Source organism: Vibrio sp. 2304 (assembly GCF_033339475.1).
In the GTDB taxonomy this organism is placed as follows: domain Bacteria; phylum Pseudomonadota; class Gammaproteobacteria; order Enterobacterales; family Vibrionaceae; genus Vibrio; species Vibrio alginolyticus.
On record NZ_JAWOUQ010000022.1, the window covers coordinates 1 to 24263 of the forward strand.

Genomic DNA, 24263 nt, shown 5'->3' on the forward strand with positions numbered 1-24263 from the left:
TGGTAGTTCAGTTGGTTAGAATACCGGCCTGTCACGCCGGGGGTCGCGGGTTCGAGTCCCGTCCACTCCGCCACTTAATATCGACAACCTCGCTTATGCGAGGTTTTGTCAAATCTAGAATATGAAAATTCTATAGGGGTGTAGCTCCAATTGGCAGAGCAGCGGATTCCAAATCCGCGTGTTGGGAGTTCGAATCTCTCCACCCCTGCCACATATCAGGCTCTGACTTAGGTCAGAGCCTTTTTTGTATCTGGCTTCCTCTCATTATTACGGCTTATTTCTACTCTTATCTCGTAAGTATGGCTTTCTGCTGTACTTTGGCAGCATTTAATCTACTGAACGAACGAAACTATAGTTAGCTGTAATGATCAGTGGCCCGAAATTTTAATAATAAAGGGGAATCACTATTTATATTTAGTTACACTCAACCGATCTGGATTAATGAGTAACTATGTATGGGTATATCTCGTCGACGCTTTCTTCAATCATCCTTAGCAATCTCCGCGCTTACCGTTCTACCTGCATGTTCTCTATCTAGGAGCACTAATAAGCAGGGGCAATATATATACGATATCACTGCAGAGCCTTCTACTGCAGAATTGGTCCCTGGGTTTAACACAGACGTACTCGCATTTAATGGTTCGATTCCAGCGCCTACGATTCGTTGTCGCCAAGGCGAGAAAGTTATAATTCGGTTTACTAACAAGCTTTCAGAGCCGACTACAATCCACTGGCATGGCTTGCGAATCCCTATTGAAATGGATGGTGTACCTTTCTTAAGTCAGTTGCCTATCATGCCGGGTGAAACATTCGTTTATGAATTTACACCACCAGATGCGGGCACATTTTGGTATCACCCACATATGAACAGTGTGAAGCAGCTTGGTAAGGGCTTAGTCGGGCTAATTGTTGTTGAAGAGGCAGAGCCTGTTCAGTTTGATGAAGAGCATGAAGTCGTCCTCAAGCATTGGCACTTAGACAAGCAAGGACAATGGAAGAACCTTATGGTACCGCGCTTGAGCGCTCGTATGGGGACTCCCGGAGAGTGGAGTAGCGTCAATGGTGTGCATGAACCTGTTTATGCGCTGAAGCAGAATGCCACTACGCGATTAAGAATTGCTAATGTCGATAATACCATTACTTACCCGATCGCTATTGAAGGTGCAGAGGCTTGGGTTATTGCTATTGATGGTAATCCTGTTAAAGCGCCTTATAAGCTCACTCAGCACAAAATTGGTCCAGGAATGAGGTTGGATGTCGGATTGATTGCTCCGAAGGCTGGAACACGTGTTTATGTGCGTCAAATGAAAGGACGTTTCCCATTCCCTTTGTGCGAGTTTGACGTTGTTGAGTCTGACTTGCCGAGCAACCAAAAACTGCCTTTGTTACCTCTCAACCCTGTGCCAGCTCTCGATTTGAAAAATGCAGAGCAAATCGATTACGTGTTTGAGTGGGAGGGCGCGATCACTCCTGCTGATAAATCGGGCAAAGCGATACCTAAATTCTGGCTGATGAACAAACGGGCTTGGGAGGGAATGAGCAAAGATAATATTCCAGCGCCCCTTTCAACATTGGAGATGGGAAAAACCTATATCTTCAACCTTAAGAACGTCACCCAATATCACCATCCTATTCACCTTCATGGGCACACGTTTACTGTTCTTGAGTTAGATGGCAAAAAACTCGATGAACCGTTTCATACCGATACGGTCTTGCTTGGAAAAAACGGCAGTGCGAAAGCGGCATTTGTTGCAGATAACCCTGGACGTTGGATGTACCATTGTCATGTGATCGAACACATGAAGACGGGGTTGATGGGTTATATTGAAGTAAAGTGACTCCTGTAACTTTTTAAATCTTGATAAGTTTTAAGCGCTATAATTTGCTGAATTCTAAGATTGTATAATCACTATTGCCGTAAATTTGATTACAATGTCGCCATTAACTTTTCTGGGGGAATTATGGGACAACTATCCGTTTTGGGTTTTATTGCATTGGGTGGTGCATTTGGTGCATGTTCTCGTTACTTAATTTCTGAACTTTGTGTCATTTTATTGGGGCGTGGTTTTCCATATGGTACGTTAACCGTTAACGTTGTTGGCTCATTTATGATGGGCTTATTGATAGCAGCTTTCGATAATGAACTTTTGGCAACGGAACCTTGGCGACAAGTGATTGGCTTGGGTTTTTTAGGCGCACTAACGACGTTTTCCACCTTCTCGATGGATAATGTTTTGCTTATGCAGCAGGGCGCTTTCTTTAAGATGGGGTTGAACGTATTGTTGAATGTCGTGTTAAGTATTTCAGCGGCGTGGATAGGCTTTCAATTATTGATGCGCAGCTAGCAAAGTAGTTAAAAATTGAACAGGTCGGCTTGGTTTCACCAAGCCGTTTTTATATACTGACATCACTTGTCGGAGTGCCATAAGGCTGAGACCGTTAATTCGGGATCCGTTGAACCTGATCAGATTAGAATCTGCGAAGGGAACAAGAGAAGATATTCACACCGGAGTTCTTTCTGGTTGATCTATCAAAAGTCGAATGTTGTTACAGGCAAATATCGTAAGCTTTAACTAGCCTTAATTTGACTCCTCTTGTCGCATCTATCCGCCAAGCATTTTTATCCAATTACTTTTTATCTAGTATAACAAAGCAAGGAAAAATGCTATGTCGAGTCGCAAACAAGCGAGACTGGAAGCAAAACAGTTCATTGATACACTCTCGGTACAACCGTACCCCAATTCAAGCAAAGTCTACGTAGAAGGCTCACGTCCAGATATTCGTGTGCCAATGCGTGAAATATCACTCGCTGATAGCCTTATTGGAGGCACAAAAGAAGCGCCTATTTTCGAGCCTAATGAGCCAGTACGCGTTTACGATACCTCGGGTGTATACACAGATCCAGAGCACACCATAGACCTCTATAGCGGCTTACCTAAGCTGAGAGAAGGGTGGATTGAAGAGCGTGCCGATACTGAGCTACTTGATGAAGTAAGCTCGGTGTACACCAAAGAACGCTTAGAAGACGAAACACTAGACGATCTTCGTTACGGTAATCTACCACGTATTCGACGTGCCAAAGATGGCCATTGTGTGACCCAATTGCACTATGCTCGCAAAGGTATTATTACCCCAGAAATGGAATATATCGCGCTGCGTGAAAACATGGGGCGTGCCAAGTATCGCGATGAAGTGCTGAATCAACAGCATCCGGGTCAAAGCTTTGGTGCGAACCTACCAAAGGACATTACTGCAGAGTTTGTGCGTAAAGAAGTCGCCGAAGGTCGCGCTATTATCCCTTCTAATATCAACCACCCAGAATCCGAACCAATGATCATTGGGCGTAACTTTTTGGTCAAAGTGAACGCCAACATCGGTAACTCATCGGTCACTTCTTCGATTGAAGAAGAAGTAGAGAAACTAGTGTGGGCGACGCGCTGGGGTGGCGATACCGTTATGGATCTCTCTACTGGACGCAATATTCACGAAACTCGCGAGTGGATTCTACGTAACAGTCCGGTTCCGATCGGTACCGTGCCAATGTACCAAGCGCTTGAGAAAGTGAACGGTGTTGCGGAAAACCTTAACTGGGAAGTGATGCGCGATACCCTGATTGAGCAAGCAGAGCAGGGCGTTGACTACTTTACTATCCATGCCGGTTTACTACTTCGTTATGTGCCAATGACTGCAAAACGCGTTACTGGCATCGTCTCTCGTGGTGGTTCTATCATCGCGAAATGGTGTTTAGCGCATCACCAAGAAAGCTTCTTATATACCCACTTCCGAGAGATCTGTGAAATCTGTGCTAAGTATGATGTGGCACTTTCTCTCGGTGATGGTCTGCGTCCTGGCTCGGTGGCCGATGCTAACGACGAAGCGCAATTTGCAGAGCTTCGTACCCTTGGTGAGTTAACCAAGATAGCGTGGGAATACGACGTACAGGTGATTATCGAAGGTCCTGGTCATGTTCCAATGCACATGATCAAAGAGAACATGGAAGAACAGTTAGAGCACTGCCATGAAGCTCCTTTCTATACCCTTGGCCCATTGACGACAGACGTTGCTCCAGGTTACGACCATATTACTTCAGGTATTGGTGCTGCCATGATTGGCTGGTATGGCTGTGCGATGCTTTGCTACGTCACTCCTAAAGAGCATCTTGGTTTACCAAACAAAGAAGACGTGAAAGTAGGCATGATAACTTACAAGCTTGCTGCGCACGCCGCGGATTTGGCGAAGGGACATCCTGGTGCACAAGTTCGTGATAACGCGCTTTCTAAAGCTCGCTTCGAGTTCCGCTGGGAAGACCAATTCAACTTATCACTCGATCCAGATACCGCGCGCGCTTTCCATGACGAAACCTTGCCTCAAGAGTCTGGAAAAGTTGCTCACTTCTGTTCGATGTGCGGGCCAAAGTTCTGCTCGATGAAGATCTCGCAAGAGGTTCGAGAATATGCGAAAGACACAGAGCAAGTTGCTGCGGACCAAGCTATCTCAATCAAAATGCTGGATGACCCTCTTGAGGGGATGCGTCAGAAATCGCAAGAATTTAGAGAGTCAGGTTCTGAGCTATACCACCCAGCAGCACATGCCGAGGTGAGTGACTAATGAGCAAAATCCTTATTCCGTCATCGTTGATTGAACTGACAGGTTTAGTTCAGCAATGTTTGTTGTTGGCGAAAGAACAGGGTTTTTGCATTGAAGACATTGAGTTGGGTGTGAGCCCAACTCAATCTATTCAGCTTGTTCGCGGCCAACAGACCACACACATAACGACTGATCTCATTGATGATTATGACTCTGAGAATGAGAGTTCATTTGTGCTCTATTACCGCTCTGCTTTATCGGTAGAAGCGTGTGCTAAGCAACCGTCGAAAGCGATTCATATTGGCATTGCTGATACGCAGGTATCCGATGAAAAGGAGAAAGTGCTTCAGCTTGATATCTGGCGTCACCCAATTAACAACGAAGTGAGAGCGCTTTCCGTTAAGTCCAAATTCAACGCAATGTTCAATCCTGAACATCACCTTGCTTGGATAGTAACGCTGACAGTACTCGATTTTCCTATCGAAGATGCGTTAACACTTGCTCGAGGAATGCTAACTCAGCAAGCGAATGTTTCACGTGAAACACTGTTGAATGACAACCTTGATGAGGGAAGATCTACTCGGTGGGCTGACCAATTTGATGATTTCCCCACACCTGTACTGGAGGATAACCGACTAGGTATTCAAGTTGGTTGGTCTGCACAAGGCGAGAGCGTTAGCTTTCCAACTCTGACTAAGCAAAGTCTAGGGCTCTACCCAGTCGTTGATGACGTTGCTTGGATTGAGCGTTTACTGCCACTAGGCATCAACACTATTCAACTGCGAATCAAGGACCCACAACAAGCCGATTTAGAACAACAGATCATTCGAGCAATTGAGCTAGGTCGTCAGTATCAAGCACAAGTGTTCATCAATGACTATTGGCAGTTGGCAATCAAGCATGGCGCTTATGGTGTTCACCTAGGACAAGAAGACATAGAAGAATCGAATTTGGCTCAGCTAACTAAAGCCGGCATTCGTCTTGGTCTTTCTACTCATGGTTATTATGAGCTACTGCGCATCGTACAAATTCATCCTAGTTACATCGCGCTAGGGCATATTTTCCCAACCACCACAAAACAGATGCCATCGAAACCACAAGGTTTGGTGCGCTTGTCTCTTTATCAAAAGCTGATTGATAGCATTCCTTACGGAAACACAGAGTTGGTTGTCCGTCCCGCAAAAGACAAAGCAGGTAGTGACTATGTGCTTGGCTTTCCGACGGTCGCGATTGGTGGCATTGACCAATCTAATGCAGACCAAGTTTGGCGCACAGGCGTCTCTAGTTTGGCAGTTGTGCGTGCTATTACGTTGGCAGAATCACCTCAGTTCGTTATCGAGTTTTTTGCACAACTGATGAAGGAAAGACAGCTAACGTTTACTGATCAGAATAGTGAGTTGGCGCTTAGTAAGAGAGGCGAGCATGCTCACGGATAAGCAGTTCCTTCGCTATCAACGTCAAGTCGCTCTGCCAGAAATTGCCGAAGTTGGGCAAGAGCGTTTGAGCAAATCGCATGTGCTGATCATCGGTTGTGGTGGATTGGGGAGCGCAGCGAGTTTGTACTTGGCGTCAGCGGGCGTTGGTAAATTGGTTGTAGTCGATGACGATGAAGTTGATAGCAGTAACCTACAACGTCAGATCATTTATCGTGAACAAGACCTCCAAGTTGCGAAAACAAAAGCGACTGTAAAGCAACTTACTGAACTTAATACTATGGTTCAAATTCGTGCTATCAATAAGCGATTAGACAAAGCACAGCTTCAGCTTGAGGTGATGCTAGCGGATGTGGTGCTCGACTGCACCGATAACATGCCAACGCGTCAGCTAATTAACCAAGTTTGTTTCGAGCAAAATACGCCACTCATCTCAGCGGCGGCAATTGGTTGGCAAGGGCAATTTGCTGTCTTTGATTACCAAACACCAAGTGAACAAGAAGTGCAGAGTAAAGCCTGTTACCGCTGTTTGTATCCGTTTGACGAATTACCACAAAGTCAAAAATGCAGTGAGAGCGGTGTTGTCGGCCCGGTAGTGGGCACACTTGGTAACTACCAAGCGATAGCGGCAATTCAAAAACTGGCGACGGGAAAGTTTCATGTCGAGACTGCCAAGTTGCATCTGTTTGATGGGTTGAAACTGCAATGGCAAACCATGGCGATAAGCAAAGACAAACAGTGCCAAGTATGTGCTCAGATTTAGCTTACGAGTATACGAGTAATAGGCAGAATTAAGAGAGTTGGAAGCAATGACGTTATCAGAACAACAAACAACACAAATGACCGCTGCTGACTTAGATGTGATCACTATTGTCATCAATGACCAGTCACATCGAGTTGCCAGTGAGTCGAATCTACAGCAAATCATTAGTCAATTTGCGCTACCAGAAAAGGGCTGCGTTTTTGCAATTAATAACAATGTTGTGCCGCGCAGTGAGTGGGCTAGCACAGTTCTTTCACAGGGAGATAGTATCTCTTTGTTTCAAGCGATCGCAGGGGGTTAAAGTCGATGCTTAAAATTGGTGATAAACAATTCGAATCAAGACTGTTCACGGGAACCGGGAAGTTTGCCAACAGCCGATTAATGGCAGAAGCGATTCAAGTGTCGGGATCTCAACTTGCGACTATGGCGTTGAAGCGTGTGGATGTGAACGACCAACAAGACGATATTTTGCTGCCGTTAGTACAAGCGGGTGTGAACTTATTGCCAAACACATCAGGTGCAAAGAATGCTAAAGATGCTGTGTTTGCTGCACAACTGGCGCGAGAAGCGTTGGGTACTAACTGGCTAAAACTGGAAATTCATCCAGACCCGAAGTACTTGATGCCAGATCCAATTGAGACACTTGCAGCCGCTGAACAGCTGGTTCGTGAGGGTTTCATTGTCCTTCCTTATTGTCATGCTGACCCGGTTCTGTGTAAACGATTGGAAGAAGTAGGCTGTGCTGCAGTCATGCCATTAGGTGCGCCGATCGGTTCTAACAAAGGGATAGTTTCTCACGATTTCCTAGAGATCATCATCGACCAAGCTAATGTTCCTGTCGTTGTTGATGCGGGTATTGGTGCTCCTTCACATGCCGCGCGTGCGATGGAAATGGGCGCGGATGCCGTGCTCGTCAATACAGCGATTGCAGCTTCGAGCGATCCCGTTGCGATGGCGAAGGCATTTAAGTTGGCGGTAGAGTCCGGGCGTATGGCTTATGAAGCTGGACTTGCCGGTAAGGTTTCTCATGCGGTTGCGTCGAGTCCACTGACGTCATTCCTAGATGAGCTTTAGTCCTAGATTGGTTTAGCTATTAAGCGAGGAAAACATGAGCTTCGTTGAACAATTTAAGCAGCTTAATTGGGATGACATCTCGATGTCGATCTACGCGAAAACGGCACAAGATGTCGAGCGAGCATTGAATAAACCCAAGCGTGATTTGGAAGACTTTAAAGCGCTAATTTCACCAGCGGCTGAAGCGTACTTAGAGCAAATGGCGCAGCTGTCATACTCGGCAACTCGCAAGCGTTTTGGTAATACCATGTCGCTTTACATTCCACTGTACCTTTCTAACTTGTGCGCCAATGCTTGTACTTATTGTGGCTTCTCTATGGAGAACAGAATCAAGCGTCGTACTTTGAATAGGGACGAAGTGGCTGCAGAAGTTGAAGCCATTAAACGCATGAAGTTTGATAGCGTATTGCTGGTGACTGGCGAGCACGAAACTAAAGTGGGTATGAAATACTTCCGCGAAATGGTGCCTATGATTAAGAAGCGCTTTAACTATTTGGCGATGGAAGTACAGCCACTTGATCAAGACGAATACGCTGAGCTCAAGACATTGGGTTTGGATGCGGTGATGGTCTATCAAGAAACGTATCATCCTTCGACTTACGCCGAGCACCATTTGCGTGGCAACAAGATGGATTTCGAATACCGATTGGATACACCCGATCGTCTTGCAAAGGCGGGCATTGATAAGATAGGTATTGGTGCTTTAATAGGATTGGAAGAGTGGCGAACAGATTGTTTTTATGTGGCAGCGCACTTGAACTATCTTGAGCGCACATATTGGCAGACTCGTTACTCAATTTCTTTCCCACGTTTACGTCCTTGTAAGGGCGCGCTCCAACCCAAATCAGTCATGACGGATAAACAGCTTGTGCAGTTGATCTGCGCTTATCGCCTGTTGAATCCAGAAGTGGAGTTGTCATTATCGACTCGTGAATCACCAAAGTTCAGAGACAATGCATTACCGTTAGGAATCACCAGTATGTCTGCTGCATCTAAAACTCAGCCGGGTGGTTATGCGATGGATGATGTTGAACTCGAGCAGTTTGAGATCAGTGATGAGCGAAGTGCGGGTTCTGTGGAAGATATGATTCGAGCCAAAGGCTTTGATCCTGTATGGCGAGATTGGCACTCGGCGTATTCTGGTTAATCAGCAAATAAAGACACTGGTCATCGTTATGTTTCACGTGAAACATAAGTAAAGAAAAGAGGGTTGATGCAAAACATCAACCCTCTACTTTTTTCTAGCTTCTAGCTTCTAGCTTCTAGCTTCTAGCTTCTAGCTTCTAGCTGTGTGCTACTGGTAGCGTTGCTTGACGAAGCCACTCTTTCACATCACCCTCAACAAGTGGGCTGATCTCATCCCATACCTTCTGATGGTAATCATTCAACCAAGCAAGCTCTGGACGAGTTAGCATATCAACATTGATGTTGCGCTTGTCGATTGGACAGCGTGTTAGCGACTCGAATGACAGAACAGGGAAGTCACCGTTAGTTGGGGTTTCAACAACAAGCTCTAGGTTCTCGATACGGATACCAAACGCATCCGCACGGTAGTAACCTGGCTCGTTGGACAGCACCATGCCTTCTGTTAGAGGCACGTCGATTTGCTTCTTCGAAATGCTTGCTGGACCTTCATGAACACTTAGGAAGTGACCAACACCGTGACCAGTACCGTGATCGTAATCGTAGCCCTCCGCCCACAGGTGCTGACGAGCTAGCGTATCGATTTGGTAACCACGTGTGCCTTTCGGGAAACGTGCACGTGCAACACCGATGTGGCCTTTTAGCGCGAGAGTGAATTGTTTAATCATCTCTTGTGAAGGCTGACCGATCGCGATGGTACGCGTGATGTCTGTCGTGCCATCTAGGTACTGACCGCCTGAATCCACTAGGTAAAGTGTGTTCAGTTCTAGCTTGCCAGGTTCAGGTTGGTTCTCGTGATTATAGTGACACATCGCCGCGTTGCCACCTGCTGCCGAGATAGTATCGAAGCTAAGATCCATAAGTGTCGGGTCTTCGCTGCGGAACGCTTCCAGTTTGTCTGCCAGCGTCGCTTCATCATGCAGGTTACCCGCAACGACTTCAGCATCTAACCAAGAAAGGAACTTACTCATCGCTACGCCATCACGGATATGACATGCTTTCATGCCTGCGATTTCAACAGCGTTCTTTGCTGCTTTTGGCATTAGGCATGGATCAGCTTTACTCACCACAGATGCGCCAGCGTTTTGTAGAACCAGCTTAAACCACGCGTTACTTGTCGCAGGGTCAACCAGTACATTCTTGCCAGTTAGGTTTTCTAGTCGTGCTTGCAATGCTTCTGGGTGATGAACCGTCACGCCGGCACCAACATGAGCGTCAAACTCAGCAGGTAGACGAGCAGGATCTAGGAAGTATTCCACGCTTGAGTCTGAGTGCAGAATCGCGTGAGAAAGAAGAACTGGTAGACGTGAGACATCTAGACCACGAACGTTGAGCAACCAACAGATAGAATCAAGTGCTGTGATCACTGCGCTGTCTGCACCGGCTTTTTTCACGAGCTCTGCGATTTCTTGGCGTTTGCTTTCACTTGACTGACCAACTGCTTCTGTTGCCATTAGGCGAACATCAGAAACCACAGGAGCAGGGCGGTCGTGCCACAGTTCATCAATTGGGTTGCTATCGAGAATCTTAAGCTCAAGTGCGCCAGCAAGTTTTGCTTGTGCCATGTCTAGCCAAGCAGCGTTGTGCATGCGAGGGTCGATTGCCACAGACGCGCCATTTGCAAGATGGTCTTTAATCCAATCTAGTGCAGGCTCTTCAATCAAGTGACGGTATTCGAATAGATCAGCAGGAACCTGCTTTGTTACTTGTACTGTGTAGCGACCATCAACAAAGATAGCGGCTTTGTCTTTGGTGATTACCGCAGCACCAGCAGAACCAGTAAAGCCAGTTAGCCAATGTAAACGCTCGTTGTGCGCTGGTACGTATTCACCCAAGTACTCGTCTTCATGAGGGACAAGTAGGGCATCAATATTATGTTGTGCTAGCCATTCGCGAATTGCATTCACGCGGCTTTGGGTATCGTTGTGCATCTGTGTTATTCCTTCAAATTACCGCTCCTTCATGCTCAGGTGTGGGAGCTGTTTCCATCTGCTTCATGCAGTTTACGATTCCATTGAGGTTCGCAATCACTTCAATAGAGTCGGAGTACAACTAGGCCATAGATGAGCCAAAAAGGACTACGACAGTTAAGCTACTCATTTTAGCCGCTAAGCGCAAATTGAGTGCGGTGTTTTTATCTAAGGTGATCGGTTTTTTGTGTGATCATCGTACGTAGCCAGCCTAATGCAGGGTCGTTTTCTCTATCTCGGTGCCAGAATAAAGTGTAAGCCATAGGTGGGAATTCTAACGGTAGTGGCAGCACGACCAAATCAAGCTGTTTGGCCGCAAGTTGCACAAAATGACTTGGCGCAGTAAAGATAAAGTCGGTGTATGAACATAAACTTGCGGCACTGTTAAAGTCGGGCACGGTGACGGCAATATCGCGGTCGGCGCCAATATCTGCAAGGCGATAATCCAGCAACCAACGGTCGTTGCCATCACAACGTACTTGTACATGGCGTAGGGCGAGATAGGCTTCCAGATTCCAAGGTTGTTTTAGCGCAGGGTGGTTTTTGCGAATGATGCACATTTGGTAATCACGATAAATTTCCAACTCGCAAATGTCATCGGGTGGTTGAAGAGTCAGCTTGGCATCGTTTATATCGATATCTTTTCCAGTTAAGCCTAAATCCAGTTCGCCGCGTTGAAGCATTTTAAATGTATTATCCGACCACGGGTGTGTGCTTATGGTCACGCCAGGTGCTTGTTGAAAAATCGCCGGTAAGAAATGGGGTAGAATGAGAGGGTAGACACTCTCTACCGCTGCTATTTGAAAACGGTATTCGCTGCTTTGCGGAGAAAACTCTTCGGGTTGAGTCAGCACTTCTAACTGATTTATCAACAGATCCAGTTTCGGTTTAAGAAACAATGCGCGCGGCGTAGGTGTTAATCCATGTGAGTTTCGAGTGAAAAGCGGGTCATCAAATTGAATGCGCAGTTTAGCGAGTGATTTACTTACGGCGGATTGGCTTAAGCACAATCGGTGGGCCGCACGAGTAACGTTTAACTCTTCAATCAGCACTTTAAAGCAGACCAATAGATTTAAATCGATACGAGCCAGTTTTTCGACGTTCACAGTGAATTTCCTCTGAGGAATAATGCTCATGATTATACATCATTTCCATTCATATCATCAGATGATTAAGCTTTACCCAAAGTTCTTTATCCAATTCGGAGTGTTGTGTGTCTAGCCAGTTTTCTAATAGTAAAAAACAGATGGCGTTATTGACCCTTTTGGTTCTTTTCAGTCCTTTAGCGATTGATATTTATCTACCTGCTTTACCTCTTATTGCTTCCACTTTTCAGGTCGATAATGCGCTAGCACAAGACACGATCACTTGGTTCTTATTTGCTATGGGTGTTGGTCAGCTATTCGCAGGTCCCCTAGCAGATAAACTCGGACGTCGAACTGTTGCACTGGGCGGTATCACCATTTACGCGATGAGCGCTTTATTGGCGTGGAGTGCTCAAAATATTGAGTGGATGTTGGTTTCCCGACTGCTACAAGGCTTAGGTGCGTGTGCGACATCGGTAGCAGCCTTTGCAACAGTTCGCGATATCTTTGGCCCGGAAAAAAGCGGCAAAATGATCAGCTACCTTAACGGTGCGATTTGTTTCATTCCGGCTTTAGCTCCAATTCTAGGTAGCTGGTTAACTCAGCAATTTGACTGGCGTGCTAACTTTAGCTTTATGGCGGGTTTTGCTGTGGTGTCTGGATCATTAATGTTTTTCATGATGAAAGAGACTAACCCGTCAACAGAAAAGCAAGCCGTGTTTAAGCTTAGTCGGTATTGGGCAGTGCTTAGCACACCATCTTTTGTTTTCCATGCGTCATTATGCTTGATGGCGATGGCGGTTATTCTTGCTTACGTTACCTCAGCACCGTCGGTATTGATGACGGGGATGGGGCTGTCGATGAATGAATTCACTTTCTGGTTTGGTGTAAATGCGGTGATAAACATTGCGGCATGTATGCTGGCGCCTAAGTTTATGGAGCGCGTTGGAACTCACAACACCTTGGTCACCGGGATCTCAACTCTGGGCCTCGCAGGTGTGATCATGCTAGTGATGAATGGTCAGAATACCGCGCTTTCTTTCATGCTACCTATCTTCATGTCTTCTGTAGGTTTTGCATTCATTCTGGGTGCAGCGGCAGGGAAAGCGTTAGAACCGTTTGGTGATAAGGCGGGCACGGCAGCTGCACTGCTTGGATTGTTCCAAATGAGTGGCTCTGGTTTGCTGGTGGGTACACTGCAACGCTTATCTCTGGATCCACAAACCTTGATCGCAATTCATATGTGGGTCCTATTACCTGCGTTGGTCGTTCTGTTTACAAAAGCAGGGAAGAACTGGCACTCGAGCTTTGCGAAAGCGTAAATCAGTGTAATTTAGTATTTTCCAATGTAAGTAAGGCGTGTATATTTGTCACTCAGACTTTTCCTGACACCATAACGGAACTCAAAAAGTAATGTCGTTAACCACGTATGAAATGGCTCGTATTCTAGAGCAAATGGAAGATTCACCAGAAAAGGTGATGTTTGGCAAGTTGCTTAATGAGCTGGGTAATCAAAGCTCCGAGCGTATTCGTAGTGCGGCTAAACAAGTACCTCTGCCAATTTTGCGTGATATCGTGTACCAATTTCAGCAAGTGATTGAGTCACGCAAAGATGAACAAGTCGAGCAGATGGCAAAAGACCTCGCTCAGCAAGGTATCTCAGCAGAAGAGCTACTGGCTTACTTGAATAAATAATAAAAAATCCCCGCATGATGCGGGGATTTTTTTAGCTCGTCATTTTCTTTTTCAGGATGTGGTCCAAAGACAGCGGTCCTGGCCCCCATACGATTATGATAAGAATCATCAATCCCCAAAGTTGGTGGTCATAAAAACCTTTCTCCCACAACAGTGGGTAAGAGATCACTGCGATGATGTTGAACACAAACAGCATTGCTGCCATCGGGCGGGTAATCAATCCTAGTGCCAAGAACACCGGTAGAACCAACTCCGCAGCCGTACCTAAATAAGCCGCCAATTCCCATGGCAAGATTGGCACTTGGTATTCCAGCTCAAATAAGTACAGCGTGCTATCCCAAGATGAGATTTTGATTAGTCCTGAATTGAAGAACACCCAAGCAACCCAAAAGCGGCAAAAGAGAAGTAGTAAAGGGACAAAGCCAGCTTGTAAGGTACTGATTAAATCGTCGTACCGATTCACTAAGTTTTTAACCGTATCCGTCATAGAGTGCTCCTTAGATTGATTGCAATGTAAAGCCGTCAACAATATCGAGTGCCATGATGCGATTGAGATGAGCGAGTAAAACTTCAGGTATTTCGCTCAAACTCTGCTTCTGCTCTAAACATTGCAGCAGTTGGAACACATCAGCATCGAGTGCGTGACACAAGGCTTCTCCATTGGCTTGAATCGAGATGACACCTTGCTGTAATTGGTTGATATTAAGTTGTTCGAATTGCCCAGTTTGAATCGCGCTAAATAGATCGAATACTGCGTAGTTGGAGTCAAAGCTGCGGCAGCCCTTTTTAAGGTGTAAGATTAAAGTGGGTTGTTGCTCTTCACTCACTTCGCCAAGTAACGCAAGCGGTTTTAATTCCGCTGCATTGGATTGCTCATACTGTGCTTGACGAGCTAGGTCGATATGCCACTCGAAGCGTGCGACTTCAGGGCTGTAAGGTGCTTGTGCGATCACCTGACTGAACTGCATGATGGTGTCTTGAAAGCCTTCGCCATAATGCACCACATTTCCTTCTTCTAATGGGTAAGAAAGAACATGCTGGCGAGCTATCTGTTCAAAGCATTCTTCACCAAGCAGCGCTTCAACCATCGGGTAGGTCGCGGACAACACTTCGCTTAAGCTGACGATAAAGTTATTGCGGTAAATTTGTATGCGTTCATCAGCGGTAAACGTATCACTGGCAATATCGCAGTCTTCACCGAGCGCTTGATAGTGCAGGGCTTTAGCAAACTGGCTTTGTAAGGTGGCTAGATTCATGATGCCTTCCTTGGTTCGCTTTGTTCACTTGGAAGTGTGCCTTGCAACAGCAGTTGCGATGCTTTCTGCGCTTCTTCGAGCAAGACTTCTGGCGCGGGGATATCCAAATCCCATTCAATCAACGTATGACGTGGACCGTGTTTTTTTGTCCACTGTGAAAACAACTGCCAAACTTCATCGCTAACTGGGCGGCTATGGGTATCAATCCATATCTCACCTTTGTCGAGTTGTTTAATGGTAAAACCTGCCAAGTGAATCTCATCCACTTTGTCGGCTGGAATCGCATCTAGGTATGTGTCGCAATCAAAACCGTGGTTGAACGCTGAAACATAAACATTGTTTAAATCGAGCAATAAACGACAGTCAGTGCGCTTTTGCACTTCGGTAAGAAACTCCCATTCGCTGATGGTCGAATGTTGAAACTTCACATAACTAGATGGGTTCTCTATCAAGATCTCGCGTTGCAAATATTCCTGCACTTCATTCACGTTACGAGTGAACACGTTGAGCGCTTCTTCCGTATACGGAAGTGGAAGCAGGTCATTAAAGTAGTGACCGCCGTTTTCACTCCAACTTAAATGGTCAGAAACAAGAATTGGGTCGATTGAGTCAATCAGTGATTTAAGTTGCGCAAGATGCTTTTGACTAACACGTTCCACCGAACCTAGCGACAAACCAATACCGTGGCAGCTAATTTGATATTGCTCGCGAAGCGTTTGTAGCTGATGGCGCTCTGTTGCATTGGGTTGGAAATAGTTTTCACTGTGGATTTCTAACCAAGACAACTCAGGCTGGGATTGGCTAAAGTAATCGAGGTGAGGGGTTCTTAATCCAACTCCAACAAGGTCGTGGAAGGTGTGGTGTTTCACGTGAAACTCCTTTTCAAATCGTGCGGGAAGAGAAGGATGCGTCTTGGCTTTGCGTTGGTTGAGCGTCAACGCATCCTCACAATAGCTAGCGATAAAAGATTATGAAGAAGAAGTGCTACCGCCAGCGAGTTTGTCACAAAGACCTTTTGGTACGACTACGAATGCGTCTTTTTGGTTATCCTCTTTAGAAGTACCAGCGCATGAGCTGCTTTTTGTTGCACAGTCGTTTTTACCTGCTTTAGAAACGCCATAGCACTTTTCTTTTTCAGCAGCGACAGCTGGAGCTGCAGTTAGCATTGTGCCACCAAGAGCTAGAAGACCAGTAACAGCAGCAGTAACAGCTAGATTCGACTTTTTCATAATAAATTCCTCTGAATGATTTCCTTTACTTTAAGTTGGCAAGATGAATCGCCTGTTTTGGCGTTTTTGTTATCAACTTGCTTAACTTAAAAGATAGGAAACTGGCTAAAAAACTTTCAGAAAAATTTCTGAAGCAAATGGGTTTGTAGGGTTAAATAGGTATAACTAATTGATGTGTTGGGTAAAAAAACATCGATTTTTTTATCAAGTTTTGTCTAAACAGCACCCGGTTGTTTAGGTTATAATCGGTTTTTATGTATAAATAACCAGTAGCTCTCATCATGATGGATCCATCTCTATTACTCGACGGTTTGAACGATAAACAACGTGAAGCCGTTGCAGCACCTCTAGAAAACTTGCTCGTTCTTGCTGGCGCAGGAAGTGGTAAGACACGCGTTCTTGTTCACCGTATCGCTTGGCTGATGTCGGTCGAGCAAGCTTCTCCGTTTTCAATTATGTCGGTAACCTTTACCAATAAGGCGGCGGCAGAGATGCGTGGACGTATCGAAGAGCTAATGATGGGCAGTGCAGGCGGTATGTGGAATGGTACTTTCCACGGCATTTGTCACCGTATTCTGCGTGCACACTATCTTGATGCGAAGCTACCGGAAGATTTCCAAATCATCGACAGTGACGACCAACAGCGTCTGCTAAAGCGTTTGATCAAAGCGCAAAACCTCGATGAGAAGCAATGGCCAGCACGCCAAGTGGCATGGTGGATTAACGGCAAGAAAGACGAAGGTCTGCGCCCGTCGCACATTGATGCGTACCATGATCCAGTAACCAAGACATATCTGCAGTTGTACACCGCTTACCAAGAAGCGTGTGATCGTGCTGGTTTAGTCGATTTTGCGGAAATCTTGCTGCGCGCACATGAGCTACTGCGTGATAACAAGTTCGTTCGTGAACACTACCAAGCACGCTTTAAGCACATCTTGGTCGATGAGTTCCAAGATACCAACAACATTCAATATGCTTGGCTACGTATGATGGCGGGTCCTGAGTGTCACGTGATGATCGTAGGTGATGACGACCAGTCGATTTATGGTTGGCGTGGTGCAAAAGTCGAGAACATTGAGAAGTTTACGCTCGAATTCCCAAGCGTGAATACCATTCGTCTTGAGCAAAACTACCGTTCCACTAAGACCATTCTGGAAGCATCTAACACCCTGATTGCGAATAACACCGAGCGTATGGGTAAAGAGTTGTGGACGGATGGCGTGGTCGGTGAGCCTATCTCGGTTTACAGCGCTTACAACGAATTAGATGAAGCCCGTTTTGCGGTGAACAAAATCAAAGAGTGGCAAGACAAGGGCGGTGCTCTGAATGACGCTGCGATGCTTTACCGTAACAACGCCCAGTCGCGTGTTCTGGAAGAAGCGTTAATTCAAGCCGGTCTGCCTTATCGTATCTATGGCGGCATGCGATTCTTCGAACGTCAGGAAATCAAAGATGCCTTGAGCTACATGCGTCTGATTGCCAACCGTAACGATGATGCGGCGTTTGAACGTGTGGTGAATACGCCAACGCGTGGTTTGGGCGATAAGACGCTTGAAACCATCCGTTTTGCGGCTCGTGATCGTGGTTGCACCATGTGGGAAGCGAGTGTGGCAATGTTAGACGAGAAGGTGCTTGCTGGTCGCGCTGCTGGTGCTCTGAGCCGTTTTATCGAGCTTGTCACCGCGCTAGAAGACGACACCTTAGAGATGCCGCTGCATCACCAAACTGACCATGTAATTAAATACTCGGGCTTGTTCGCGATGTACGAGCAAGAGAAGGGCGAAAAGTCTAAGGCACGTATTGAGAACTTGGAGGAATTGGTGACCGCAACTCGCCAATTCGAGAAACCAGAAGAAGCCGAAGACATGTCACTGCTGACGGCATTCCTAACCCACGCAGCACTAGAAGCGGGCGAAGGACAAGCGGACGAATTTGAAGATGCGGTTCAGCTCATGACATTACACAGTGCGAAAGGTCTAGAGTTCCCATTGGTGTTTATGGTCGGTGTGGAAGAAGGCATGTTCCCAAGCCAAATGTCGGCAGAAGAAGCAGGGCGCTTAGAAGAAGAACGCCGTCTGTGTTACGTAGGCATGACCCGTGCGATGCAGAAACTGTACATCACTTATGCTGAAATGCGCCGTTTGTACGGTCAGGATAAGTACCATAAGCCGTCTCGTTTTATTCGTGAGCTGCCAGAAACATGCTTGGATGAAGTACGAATGAAGGCGCAAGTTAGCCGTCCTTCAAGCAGTGGTCGATTTAGCCAAACTGTTGTGAAAGAGAGCTTTAATGAAACCGGCTTTACACTAGGTTCTCGTGTGATGCATCCAAAGTTTGGTGAAGGCACCATCATCAACTTCGAAGGCAGTGGTCCACAAAGCCGTGTACAGATTGCCTTTAACGGTGAAGGCATCAAATGGTTGGTAACTGCTTACGCACGACTAGAGAAACTGTAAGGCTTGACCAAAACTCATACCAATCGTAGTAAATAACTGGTCATTCTAGCTTGTTAAAATACTCGATAACTGCGTTGCAATTTTTGATTGTAGAATAACTACTTATCGAAAAATTGCGCCTTGTTCTCAAGCATTTTCCCTACGCTATTTCTGATCACTTATTTACTGTGATTGGTATCATCAACTTAAGAGCTGCTTCGGCGGCTCTTTTTGTTTGTGCGGTTTTGGTGTCGCTAACGCAGTAAAAAATGGAATGATAAATGGAGTACAAAAGCGCGACTTAACGATGCCGTTTGAAGTGAAAGGTGGGCGTTGTGGGTGAATGCCTGTTTTCAGCAGATCTACTGAGAAAAACTTTAGGCAAAGAAAAACCCCGAGGGCTTGCGCCCATCGGGGTTATAGTCTTACTCGCAGCAATCCGGCTACTAAGAGTGCTCCATGCATCTAATCCATGATAGTGTGCTTAATCCGTCAGCTTAATCCTTACGTCGCCTTCCTAGCGGTGTCCTTAATGACCTTATCCTGGTCTGCTAACTATCCTCGTTAGCTCTCATCACTTGTTCCCTGAGCGGTGTCCCTGACATCATCCTGATGTTCAAATCCTTGCCTCGTCCAGAGGTGTCCATTTCCCGTCCTTAGTAGCAACCATCCTAGTCACTATTGATTCCGTTCAATGTCCAATTTTGCAATCCATGCCCGACTATTCATCCTGAATAACCGTTTCTTCTTCCTGAAGTTCACCAAGTCCGTGGTGTTTCCTGTTCCGTGTCAGCATCCTTCCGACAGGTTCAATATTACGTGTTTAACGATTTCCAACAACGGGCTAATCTCACATTTTTTAACTCTCTTAGCGTTCAAAAAAGATACATGAGTATTAAATTCAATGGCTTATACTCTTTTCTGTACGGTTTTACCATTAAAAAAGAGAGGTTTGCTCAACCCTTTGTGAGAGATCTCGCACAAGGGGTCGAGCGAAAGACTCTTACTGCCCGATAGCGGCACCTTCACGTCTTGGATCCGCAGCGCCTTCAAGACCGTCTTTTGTTATTCGTATCGCATGCAGACCAGAGTTCAAATCCCGAACATCGGTTTTAAAGCCCATCTTCTCCAGAGCAGGCTGTAAGCCCTCTGCGGCGGTACCTTGCTCAATATCTAAGGTGCCAAAACGGTTCAGCAATCGTGGCTGATTAATCGCGCTTTGGATGTCCATATCCCATTGCGTGTGGGCGATAATGGCTTGTGCGACGTAACCAATAATGCGGCTGCCACCCGGTGAGCCAATTGCCATGTAAGGCTTGTCATCCTTCATCATAATGGTTGGTGCCATAGATGAACGTGGGCGTTTGCCCGGTTCTAATCGGTTTGCGATTGGCACACCATCTTGATGCGTGCGGAAAGAGAAATCGGTCAGTTCGTTATTGAGCAAGAAGCCGCGTACCATCAAGCGTGAGCCAAAGGCGTTCTCGATGGTTGTTGTCATTGAAACCACATTGCCTTGCTTATCGACGATATTGAAATGGCTGGTGGAAGGCAGCTCGATCGATTGGTCCATGCTTAAGTTCATGGCGTGCGACCAAGGAGGATTACCGGCTTCAGCCTTACTCAAGGCTTTACCGACTTGAATGAGCTCAGCACGTTGTTTGAGATAATCTTTATCAAGCAAGCCTTCGGTTGGCATTGGCACATAATCTTGGTCAGCCATGTATTTACCACGATCCGCGAACGCAAGGCGCGATGCATCGGCGATCACTTGCCATGATTTCGCGCTTTCGGCTCCCCAACCTTTAAGATCGTATTGCTCGGTGATCGCGAGAATCTGTCCAACCGTCAATGCGCCAGAGCTAGGTGGTCCCATGCCGCAGATGTCATAGCTTTGGTAAGCCGCACAAACCGGTTCACGTTGCTTGATTTGGAACGCATCAAAGTCAGGTTGTGCCAATACGCCAGGATTGCCCGGTGCATTTTGTACGGTCTTGATGATGTCTGTGGCGATATCGCCTTGATAGAAAGCTTTTGCCCCTTGCTCTGCAATTGCCGTCAGAGTTTGCGCGTATTCAGGGTTCTTCAACAACGTGCCTTCGGCTTTTGGTGAGCCGTCTGGATTGAAGAAGTAAGCCTTAGTCGCAGGGAAGCGTGATAGGCGCTTAGCATCTTTCTCAATCAGACTCGCGAGGCGAGGACTGACTTCGAAACCTTGCTCAGCCAAGGTAATCACGGGTTGGATTATCTTCTTCCATTCCAACTTGCCGTATTTCTGGTGCGTGTCCCACAGCAGTTTCACTGTACCAGGAGTGGCAACGGAACGCCCACCGACAACCGCATCGTAAAATTGCAGTGGTTGTCCTTTGTCATCTAGGAAGAGTTTCGGCGTTGCGGCGAGCGGTGCGGTTTCGCGTCCATCATACGTAGTCAGTTTTTGTTTCTCACTGTCCCAATACACTAAGAAGGCGCCACCACCAATGCCTGAAGATTGGGGTTCTACTAAGCCTAGCATCAGCTGCACGGCAACCATAGCATCAATAGCATTACCACCTTGGGCAATAACATCCGCACCAGCTTGGGTTGCAATTGGGTTAGCAGCGGTAACCATATAATCTTTCGCTTTGATCAATTGTTTTTGCTCGAAGCCAGTGCTGTGCTCCGGCGCAACCGCATCTGCTGCTTGGTTAGCAAAGACTGATGTAGATAAGATTAGTGGGGAGGTAAGAAAAAGACCCGTGGTCACGAGTCGGTTGAACGTCCAATGCATGATGACTCTCCATGTTGCCAGTTTTGTGCTTTGAGCTTGGCAGTTATGGAGAGTCACGTCGAGTCAGCAATCTTAGAAATGTCGATTGTGCTACGCTTTTAAATCAGTACTTTATCCGATAAAAGTATTGATAGTTTGGTATAGAATACTGCCGCCCACTAGAGTAAATACCACGCCGCATAGACCGTCGATGTAGATACCCGCTTGTTGTAATTTACGCTGTAAGCGCTGTGTCGACAGCATCCATGCAAGGCTAGAGAACCAGAATAGCGACAAGCCAAACAGGATGACCAAGGCAGTACCTTTGCCAGTAATCGACATACCTGCTGGGACTAAACTCGACATCAAACTGACAAAGAACACCAGGGCTTTTGGGTTAAGAATGTTGGTCGCAAACCCTTTAGCAAACGCTTGACGCTTATTGCTGATCACTAGGTTATTTTGCTTCTTAGGTTGATCCGTCAGTGGGTTTTGGATCATCGAGATCACGGCACGCAATGCGCCAATTCCTAAGTAGAGCAGGTAACTACCACCGAGCAGTTGTACCACGGAATACAGCACTGGGTGCTGGTGGACGACAAAACTCACACCTGTCAGGCTGAACAAAGAGTGCAGCAAAATACCGACGGACAATCCCAACGCAATGTACAAGCCAGTTTGACGACCATGACGCGTCGCATTTTGTACGACCAGCGCAAAGTCCGGACCTGGACTCATTAGGGCAATAAAGTGAATGCTGGCGAGTGTCAGCAATATGGTGGATTCATTCATAACACATCTCAAATTTAACCAATGCGGCTATTGTCGTGGTAAGTCACCTGTGGCGCTTGTAAAAAACTGACAGCTTTCTCGGTAAATGAAATTAACGAGCCACTTGAGAAGGGGAAACGCCGTAGGTCTGTTTAAACGCTTTGCTGAAATGCGCTTGATCATAGAAACCGATTTGATGAGCGACGTCGGTACCACATTGACCAGCTTGCAGTAACTTCATGCCTTGTTCAAGGCGCAGGCGTGCGAACCATGCATAAGGCGTCATGCCAGTTTGCGCTTTAAAGTGGCGCTGGAACTGAGTTGGGCTCAGTTGGCACAGCTCTGAAAGTGAATCCAAACGCACCGCTTGGTCAAGGTTAGCCATTAGATAATCTTTTAACGTCCCAAGCGATTGGTTTCCTAGCGGCACCACTTTTTGTCGCTCAAGCGATCCGTAGCGATCAAAAAGTTGGTTAAATCCTTCAAAAGGAAGGCAATCTTTGGTGAGTTGGCTGAGGTTTTCACGACGAAGCAGCCCGTGTAAGTTACTAAGTTGTGAAAATATCTGCGGATCCGAGATGATCAGTTCGTTGAAGTGTATTATTTGACCGTTTTGCTTAAGATCAGCCAGATCGCTCAATAGATGAGGTTCGATCGCAAACACATTTACTTCGTAGCCACTCTCGAGCTTAGATTGCCCGTCGTGCAGCTCATCCGGCGGCATAATCACAATTTGCCCGTGACCAACTTGGTGGCTGTTACCTTGGTATTGGAACTTCTGCGCACCATGCGTGATCAGGCCGAGATGAAAATCCAGATGGTAATGCCTTTGAAAAGCAAATTTCTGGTATTTCGCCTCTATTAGACTCAAGTTGTCATGGTCGGTTGCGTAGTACTGAATATGTTCCATTAAATAAAAAAGCTTGGTCACATTATGACCAAGCTTATCTGGCAATTTCTAACTTGTCTTGTAAAAAACGATCACTGTGGCTGAACGATTCGGCGTGAGCGACGGTTATTACGTAATCCATCAAAGCTAAACACGACTAGTGCTCCCCAAATAAAGACGAAAGTGATCGCTTTATCCATGGTAAAGGGTTCGCCATACATCAATACTGCAAGTAAAAACATTAAGCTTGGGCCTATATATTGGAAAAAGCCCAAAGTCGATAATTTGAGTCTTGTTGCTGCACCCGTAAAGCACAGCAGTGGCAGGGTTGTTATAACCCCAGCCGCGATCAACAAACTATTTAACGTAAGTGGATTCGTAAGCATATTTGAGGTTGGTGTATCGGCAATAAAAAGCAAATAAACAGCGGCCACTGGCAGTAGAAGTAATGTCTCGATAAACAAGCCAGTTTTTGCATCGACACTGACTTTCTTTCTTAATAAGCCATAAAAGCCGAAGCTCATTGCTAACGCCATCGCAACAACAGGTACGGAGCCAAATACAATCAGTTGAACGAGTACGCCACAACCTGCCAATACAACCGCGAACCACTGTAATTTACGCAGTCTCTCTCCCAAAAATACCATCCCGAGTAAGACGTTGATCAGTGGGTTAATGTAATAACCTAAGCTGGCGTCGAGCATATGATTCGAGTTTACCGCCCAAATGAAAATCAACCAATTGCCGCCAATTAACATGGAACTTGCGATCAGGTAAGCGATTTTCGTTTTGTCTTTCGCGATGTGGTAAGCCGAGCGCCAGTGACGGCCAAAATGGAGGAGTGCAGCAAGCAAAAAGAAAGACCATATCACTCGGTGGCTTAGAATTTCCAAAGGAGATACTTGTGCGATGGACTTAAAGTACATCGGCGCAATGCCCCACATGGTATACGCGCCAATCGCTAGCAAGATACCTTGCCGCGCGCGTTGTTGTTCGTCTTCTGGTGTCATGAAGTGTCACCTAATTGTGTGTTTTATAGAGCAGAAAATCAGTATACGAGTCGTGATGCGAAACACCTAACAATTTGCGGTTTTATTCACCATGAAACCCCATTACAATGTGCCCTCACTTTGTGTGCCAGTGGTATGCATAAGCACCTCTTTTTTAAGACCCAATCTGAGACT

General features: G+C 46.3%; 21 protein-coding genes, 1 tRNA gene and 1 riboswitch. Of the genes, 12 read left to right on the forward strand and 10 right to left on the reverse strand.

Annotated elements, in window-relative coordinates; all coding sequences use genetic code 11:
• Positions 1-134: 134 nt before the first annotated feature.
• From R7P64_RS23105 to thiH, 9 genes are all read left to right on the forward strand, one after another.
• Positions 135-211 (forward strand) — tRNA-Trp (locus tag R7P64_RS23105).
• Between the two features lie 244 nt (positions 212-455).
• Positions 456-1838 (forward strand): multicopper oxidase family protein, encoded by a 1383-nt coding sequence (locus R7P64_RS23110; protein ID WP_005378813.1) that lies wholly within the window; start codon positions 456-458, stop codon positions 1836-1838.
• 123 nt (positions 1839-1961) lie between these two features.
• Entirely contained in the window at positions 1962-2345 is a 384-nt protein-coding gene (gene crcB / locus R7P64_RS23115; RefSeq protein ID WP_005378811.1) for a fluoride efflux transporter CrcB, read from the forward strand.
• A gap of 60 nt (positions 2346-2405) precedes the next feature.
• A riboswitch (TPP riboswitch) is annotated at positions 2406-2504 on the forward strand.
• Between the two features lie 163 nt (positions 2505-2667).
• Positions 2668-4608 carry a phosphomethylpyrimidine synthase ThiC gene (gene thiC / locus R7P64_RS23120; protein ID WP_005378810.1) on the forward strand — a complete coding sequence of 647 codons (1941 nt, stop codon included), beginning with the start codon at positions 2668-2670 and terminating at the stop codon, positions 4606-4608.
• Positions 4608-6023 carry a thiamine phosphate synthase gene (locus tag R7P64_RS23125; protein WP_136976346.1) on the forward strand — a complete coding sequence of 472 codons (1416 nt, stop codon included), beginning with the start codon at positions 4608-4610 and terminating at the stop codon, positions 6021-6023. The genes thiC and R7P64_RS23125 overlap by 1 nt, the downstream gene beginning before the upstream one ends.
• A complete protein-coding gene (locus tag R7P64_RS23130) occupies positions 6010-6783 on the forward strand; it encodes a HesA/MoeB/ThiF family protein (protein ID WP_017821777.1) in 774 nt (257 codons plus the stop codon). Before R7P64_RS23125 ends, R7P64_RS23130 begins: the two co-directional genes overlap by 14 nt.
• A 46-nt stretch (positions 6784-6829) precedes the next feature.
• The gene (thiS, locus tag R7P64_RS23135) at positions 6830-7084 is read left to right on the forward strand and encodes a sulfur carrier protein ThiS (protein WP_017821778.1); all 255 of its coding nucleotides are present in this window, start codon (positions 6830-6832) and stop codon (positions 7082-7084) included.
• A 5-nt stretch (positions 7085-7089) separates the two neighbouring features.
• The gene (locus tag R7P64_RS23140; RefSeq protein WP_005397059.1) at positions 7090-7857 is read left to right on the forward strand and encodes a thiazole synthase; all 768 of its coding nucleotides are present in this window, start codon (positions 7090-7092) and stop codon (positions 7855-7857) included.
• Between the two features lie 34 nt (positions 7858-7891).
• Complete coding sequence (gene thiH / locus R7P64_RS23145; protein WP_136976345.1) at positions 7892-9004, forward strand: 2-iminoacetate synthase ThiH; 1113 nt, start codon at positions 7892-7894, stop codon at positions 9002-9004.
• A gap of 136 nt (positions 9005-9140) precedes the next feature.
• Here thiH and R7P64_RS23150 read toward each other — a convergent pair whose 3' ends face one another.
• On the reverse strand, positions 9141-10931 hold the full coding sequence (locus tag R7P64_RS23150; protein WP_151514364.1) for an aminopeptidase P family protein: 1791 nt from the start codon (positions 10929-10931) through the stop codon (positions 9141-9143).
• Positions 10932-11134: 203 nt separating this feature from the next.
• Positions 11135-12076, reverse strand: coding sequence for a LysR family transcriptional regulator (locus tag R7P64_RS23155; RefSeq protein WP_005378791.1), 942 nt, complete (start codon positions 12074-12076; stop codon positions 11135-11137).
• A gap of 107 nt (positions 12077-12183) precedes the next feature.
• Between R7P64_RS23155 and R7P64_RS23160 the strand changes: the two genes are divergently transcribed.
• Together R7P64_RS23160 and R7P64_RS23165 are read left to right on the forward strand one after the other, a co-directional pair.
• Positions 12184-13377, forward strand: a complete 1194-nt coding sequence (locus R7P64_RS23160; protein WP_005382927.1) for a multidrug effflux MFS transporter — start codon at positions 12184-12186, stop codon at positions 13375-13377.
• A gap of 91 nt (positions 13378-13468) precedes the next feature.
• On the forward strand, positions 13469-13750 hold the full coding sequence (locus R7P64_RS23165; RefSeq protein WP_005378786.1) for a hypothetical protein: 282 nt from the start codon (positions 13469-13471) through the stop codon (positions 13748-13750).
• Positions 13751-13781: 31 nt separating this feature from the next.
• Here R7P64_RS23165 and R7P64_RS23170 read toward each other — a convergent pair whose 3' ends face one another.
• The 4 genes from R7P64_RS23170 to R7P64_RS23185 form a co-directional block, all read right to left on the reverse strand.
• Positions 13782-14237, reverse strand: a complete 456-nt coding sequence (locus R7P64_RS23170) for a DoxX family protein (protein WP_047102549.1) — start codon at positions 14235-14237, stop codon at positions 13782-13784.
• A 10-nt stretch (positions 14238-14247) separates the two neighbouring features.
• Positions 14248-15006 carry a DNA-binding domain-containing protein gene (locus tag R7P64_RS23175; protein ID WP_318119264.1) on the reverse strand — a complete coding sequence of 253 codons (759 nt, stop codon included), beginning with the start codon at positions 15004-15006 and terminating at the stop codon, positions 14248-14250.
• Positions 15003-15875: a DUF692 domain-containing protein gene (locus tag R7P64_RS23180; RefSeq protein WP_054579631.1), complete on the reverse strand. Its 873-nt coding sequence runs from the start codon at positions 15873-15875 to the stop codon at positions 15003-15005. Before R7P64_RS23180 ends, R7P64_RS23175 begins: the two co-directional genes overlap by 4 nt.
• A gap of 99 nt (positions 15876-15974) precedes the next feature.
• The gene (locus tag R7P64_RS23185; protein WP_005378779.1) at positions 15975-16235 is read right to left on the reverse strand and encodes a DUF2282 domain-containing protein; all 261 of its coding nucleotides are present in this window, start codon (positions 16233-16235) and stop codon (positions 15975-15977) included.
• A 281-nt stretch (positions 16236-16516) separates the two neighbouring features.
• Here R7P64_RS23185 and uvrD point away from each other — a divergent pair, with 281 nt between their 5' ends.
• Positions 16517-18691: a DNA helicase II gene (uvrD, locus tag R7P64_RS23190; RefSeq protein WP_005378778.1), complete on the forward strand. Its 2175-nt coding sequence runs from the start codon at positions 16517-16519 to the stop codon at positions 18689-18691.
• Between the two features lie 982 nt (positions 18692-19673).
• Here the strand turns inward: uvrD and ggt are convergent.
• The 4 genes from ggt to rarD form a co-directional block, all read right to left on the reverse strand.
• Positions 19674-21440 (reverse strand): gamma-glutamyltransferase, encoded by a 1767-nt coding sequence (gene ggt / locus R7P64_RS23195; protein ID WP_064354413.1) that lies wholly within the window; start codon positions 21438-21440, stop codon positions 19674-19676.
• Between the two features lie 111 nt (positions 21441-21551).
• Entirely contained in the window at positions 21552-22211 is a 660-nt protein-coding gene (locus R7P64_RS23200) for a LysE family translocator (RefSeq protein WP_025768968.1), read from the reverse strand.
• 91 nt (positions 22212-22302) lie between these two features.
• On the reverse strand, positions 22303-23100 hold the full coding sequence (locus tag R7P64_RS23205; protein ID WP_005382915.1) for an AraC family transcriptional regulator: 798 nt from the start codon (positions 23098-23100) through the stop codon (positions 22303-22305).
• A 71-nt stretch (positions 23101-23171) separates the two neighbouring features.
• Positions 23172-24089, reverse strand: a complete 918-nt coding sequence (gene rarD, locus R7P64_RS23210) for an EamA family transporter RarD (RefSeq protein WP_005378774.1) — start codon at positions 24087-24089, stop codon at positions 23172-23174.
• Positions 24090-24263 lie beyond the last annotated feature (174 nt).

Excerpts from the sequence above, each read along its gene's own strand:
- crcB (WP_005378811.1), top strand. The coding sequence starts at position 1,962 with ATGGGACAACTATCCGTTTTGGGTTTTATTGCATTGGGTGGTGCATTT.
- R7P64_RS23125 (WP_136976346.1), top strand. The coding sequence starts at position 4,608 with ATGAGCAAAATCCTTATTCCGTCATCGTTGATTGAACTGACAGGTTTA.
- thiC (WP_005378810.1), top strand. The coding sequence starts at position 2,668 with ATGTCGAGTCGCAAACAAGCGAGACTGGAAGCAAAACAGTTCATTGAT.
- R7P64_RS23170 (WP_047102549.1), bottom strand. The coding sequence starts at position 14,237 with ATGACGGATACGGTTAAAAACTTAGTGAATCGGTACGACGATTTAATC.
- R7P64_RS23140 (WP_005397059.1), top strand. The coding sequence starts at position 7,090 with ATGCTTAAAATTGGTGATAAACAATTCGAATCAAGACTGTTCACGGGA.
- R7P64_RS23165 (WP_005378786.1), top strand. The coding sequence starts at position 13,469 with ATGTCGTTAACCACGTATGAAATGGCTCGTATTCTAGAGCAAATGGAA.
- R7P64_RS23110 (WP_005378813.1), top strand. The coding sequence starts at position 456 with ATGGGTATATCTCGTCGACGCTTTCTTCAATCATCCTTAGCAATCTCC.
- R7P64_RS23205 (WP_005382915.1), bottom strand. The coding sequence starts at position 23,100 with ATGGAACATATTCAGTACTACGCAACCGACCATGACAACTTGAGTCTA.
- ggt (WP_064354413.1), bottom strand. The coding sequence starts at position 21,440 with ATGCATTGGACGTTCAACCGACTCGTGACCACGGGTCTTTTTCTTACC.
- thiS (WP_017821778.1), top strand. The coding sequence starts at position 6,830 with ATGACGTTATCAGAACAACAAACAACACAAATGACCGCTGCTGACTTA.
- R7P64_RS23200 (WP_025768968.1), bottom strand. The coding sequence starts at position 22,211 with ATGAATGAATCCACCATATTGCTGACACTCGCCAGCATTCACTTTATT.
- thiH (WP_136976345.1), top strand. The coding sequence starts at position 7,892 with ATGAGCTTCGTTGAACAATTTAAGCAGCTTAATTGGGATGACATCTCG.
- R7P64_RS23185 (WP_005378779.1), bottom strand. The coding sequence starts at position 16,235 with ATGAAAAAGTCGAATCTAGCTGTTACTGCTGCTGTTACTGGTCTTCTA.
- rarD (WP_005378774.1), bottom strand. The coding sequence starts at position 24,089 with ATGACACCAGAAGACGAACAACAACGCGCGCGGCAAGGTATCTTGCTA.
- uvrD (WP_005378778.1), top strand. The coding sequence starts at position 16,517 with ATGATGGATCCATCTCTATTACTCGACGGTTTGAACGATAAACAACGT.
- R7P64_RS23130 (WP_017821777.1), top strand. The coding sequence starts at position 6,010 with ATGCTCACGGATAAGCAGTTCCTTCGCTATCAACGTCAAGTCGCTCTG.
- R7P64_RS23150 (WP_151514364.1), bottom strand. The coding sequence starts at position 10,931 with ATGCACAACGATACCCAAAGCCGCGTGAATGCAATTCGCGAATGGCTA.
- R7P64_RS23175 (WP_318119264.1), bottom strand. The coding sequence starts at position 15,006 with ATGAATCTAGCCACCTTACAAAGCCAGTTTGCTAAAGCCCTGCACTAT.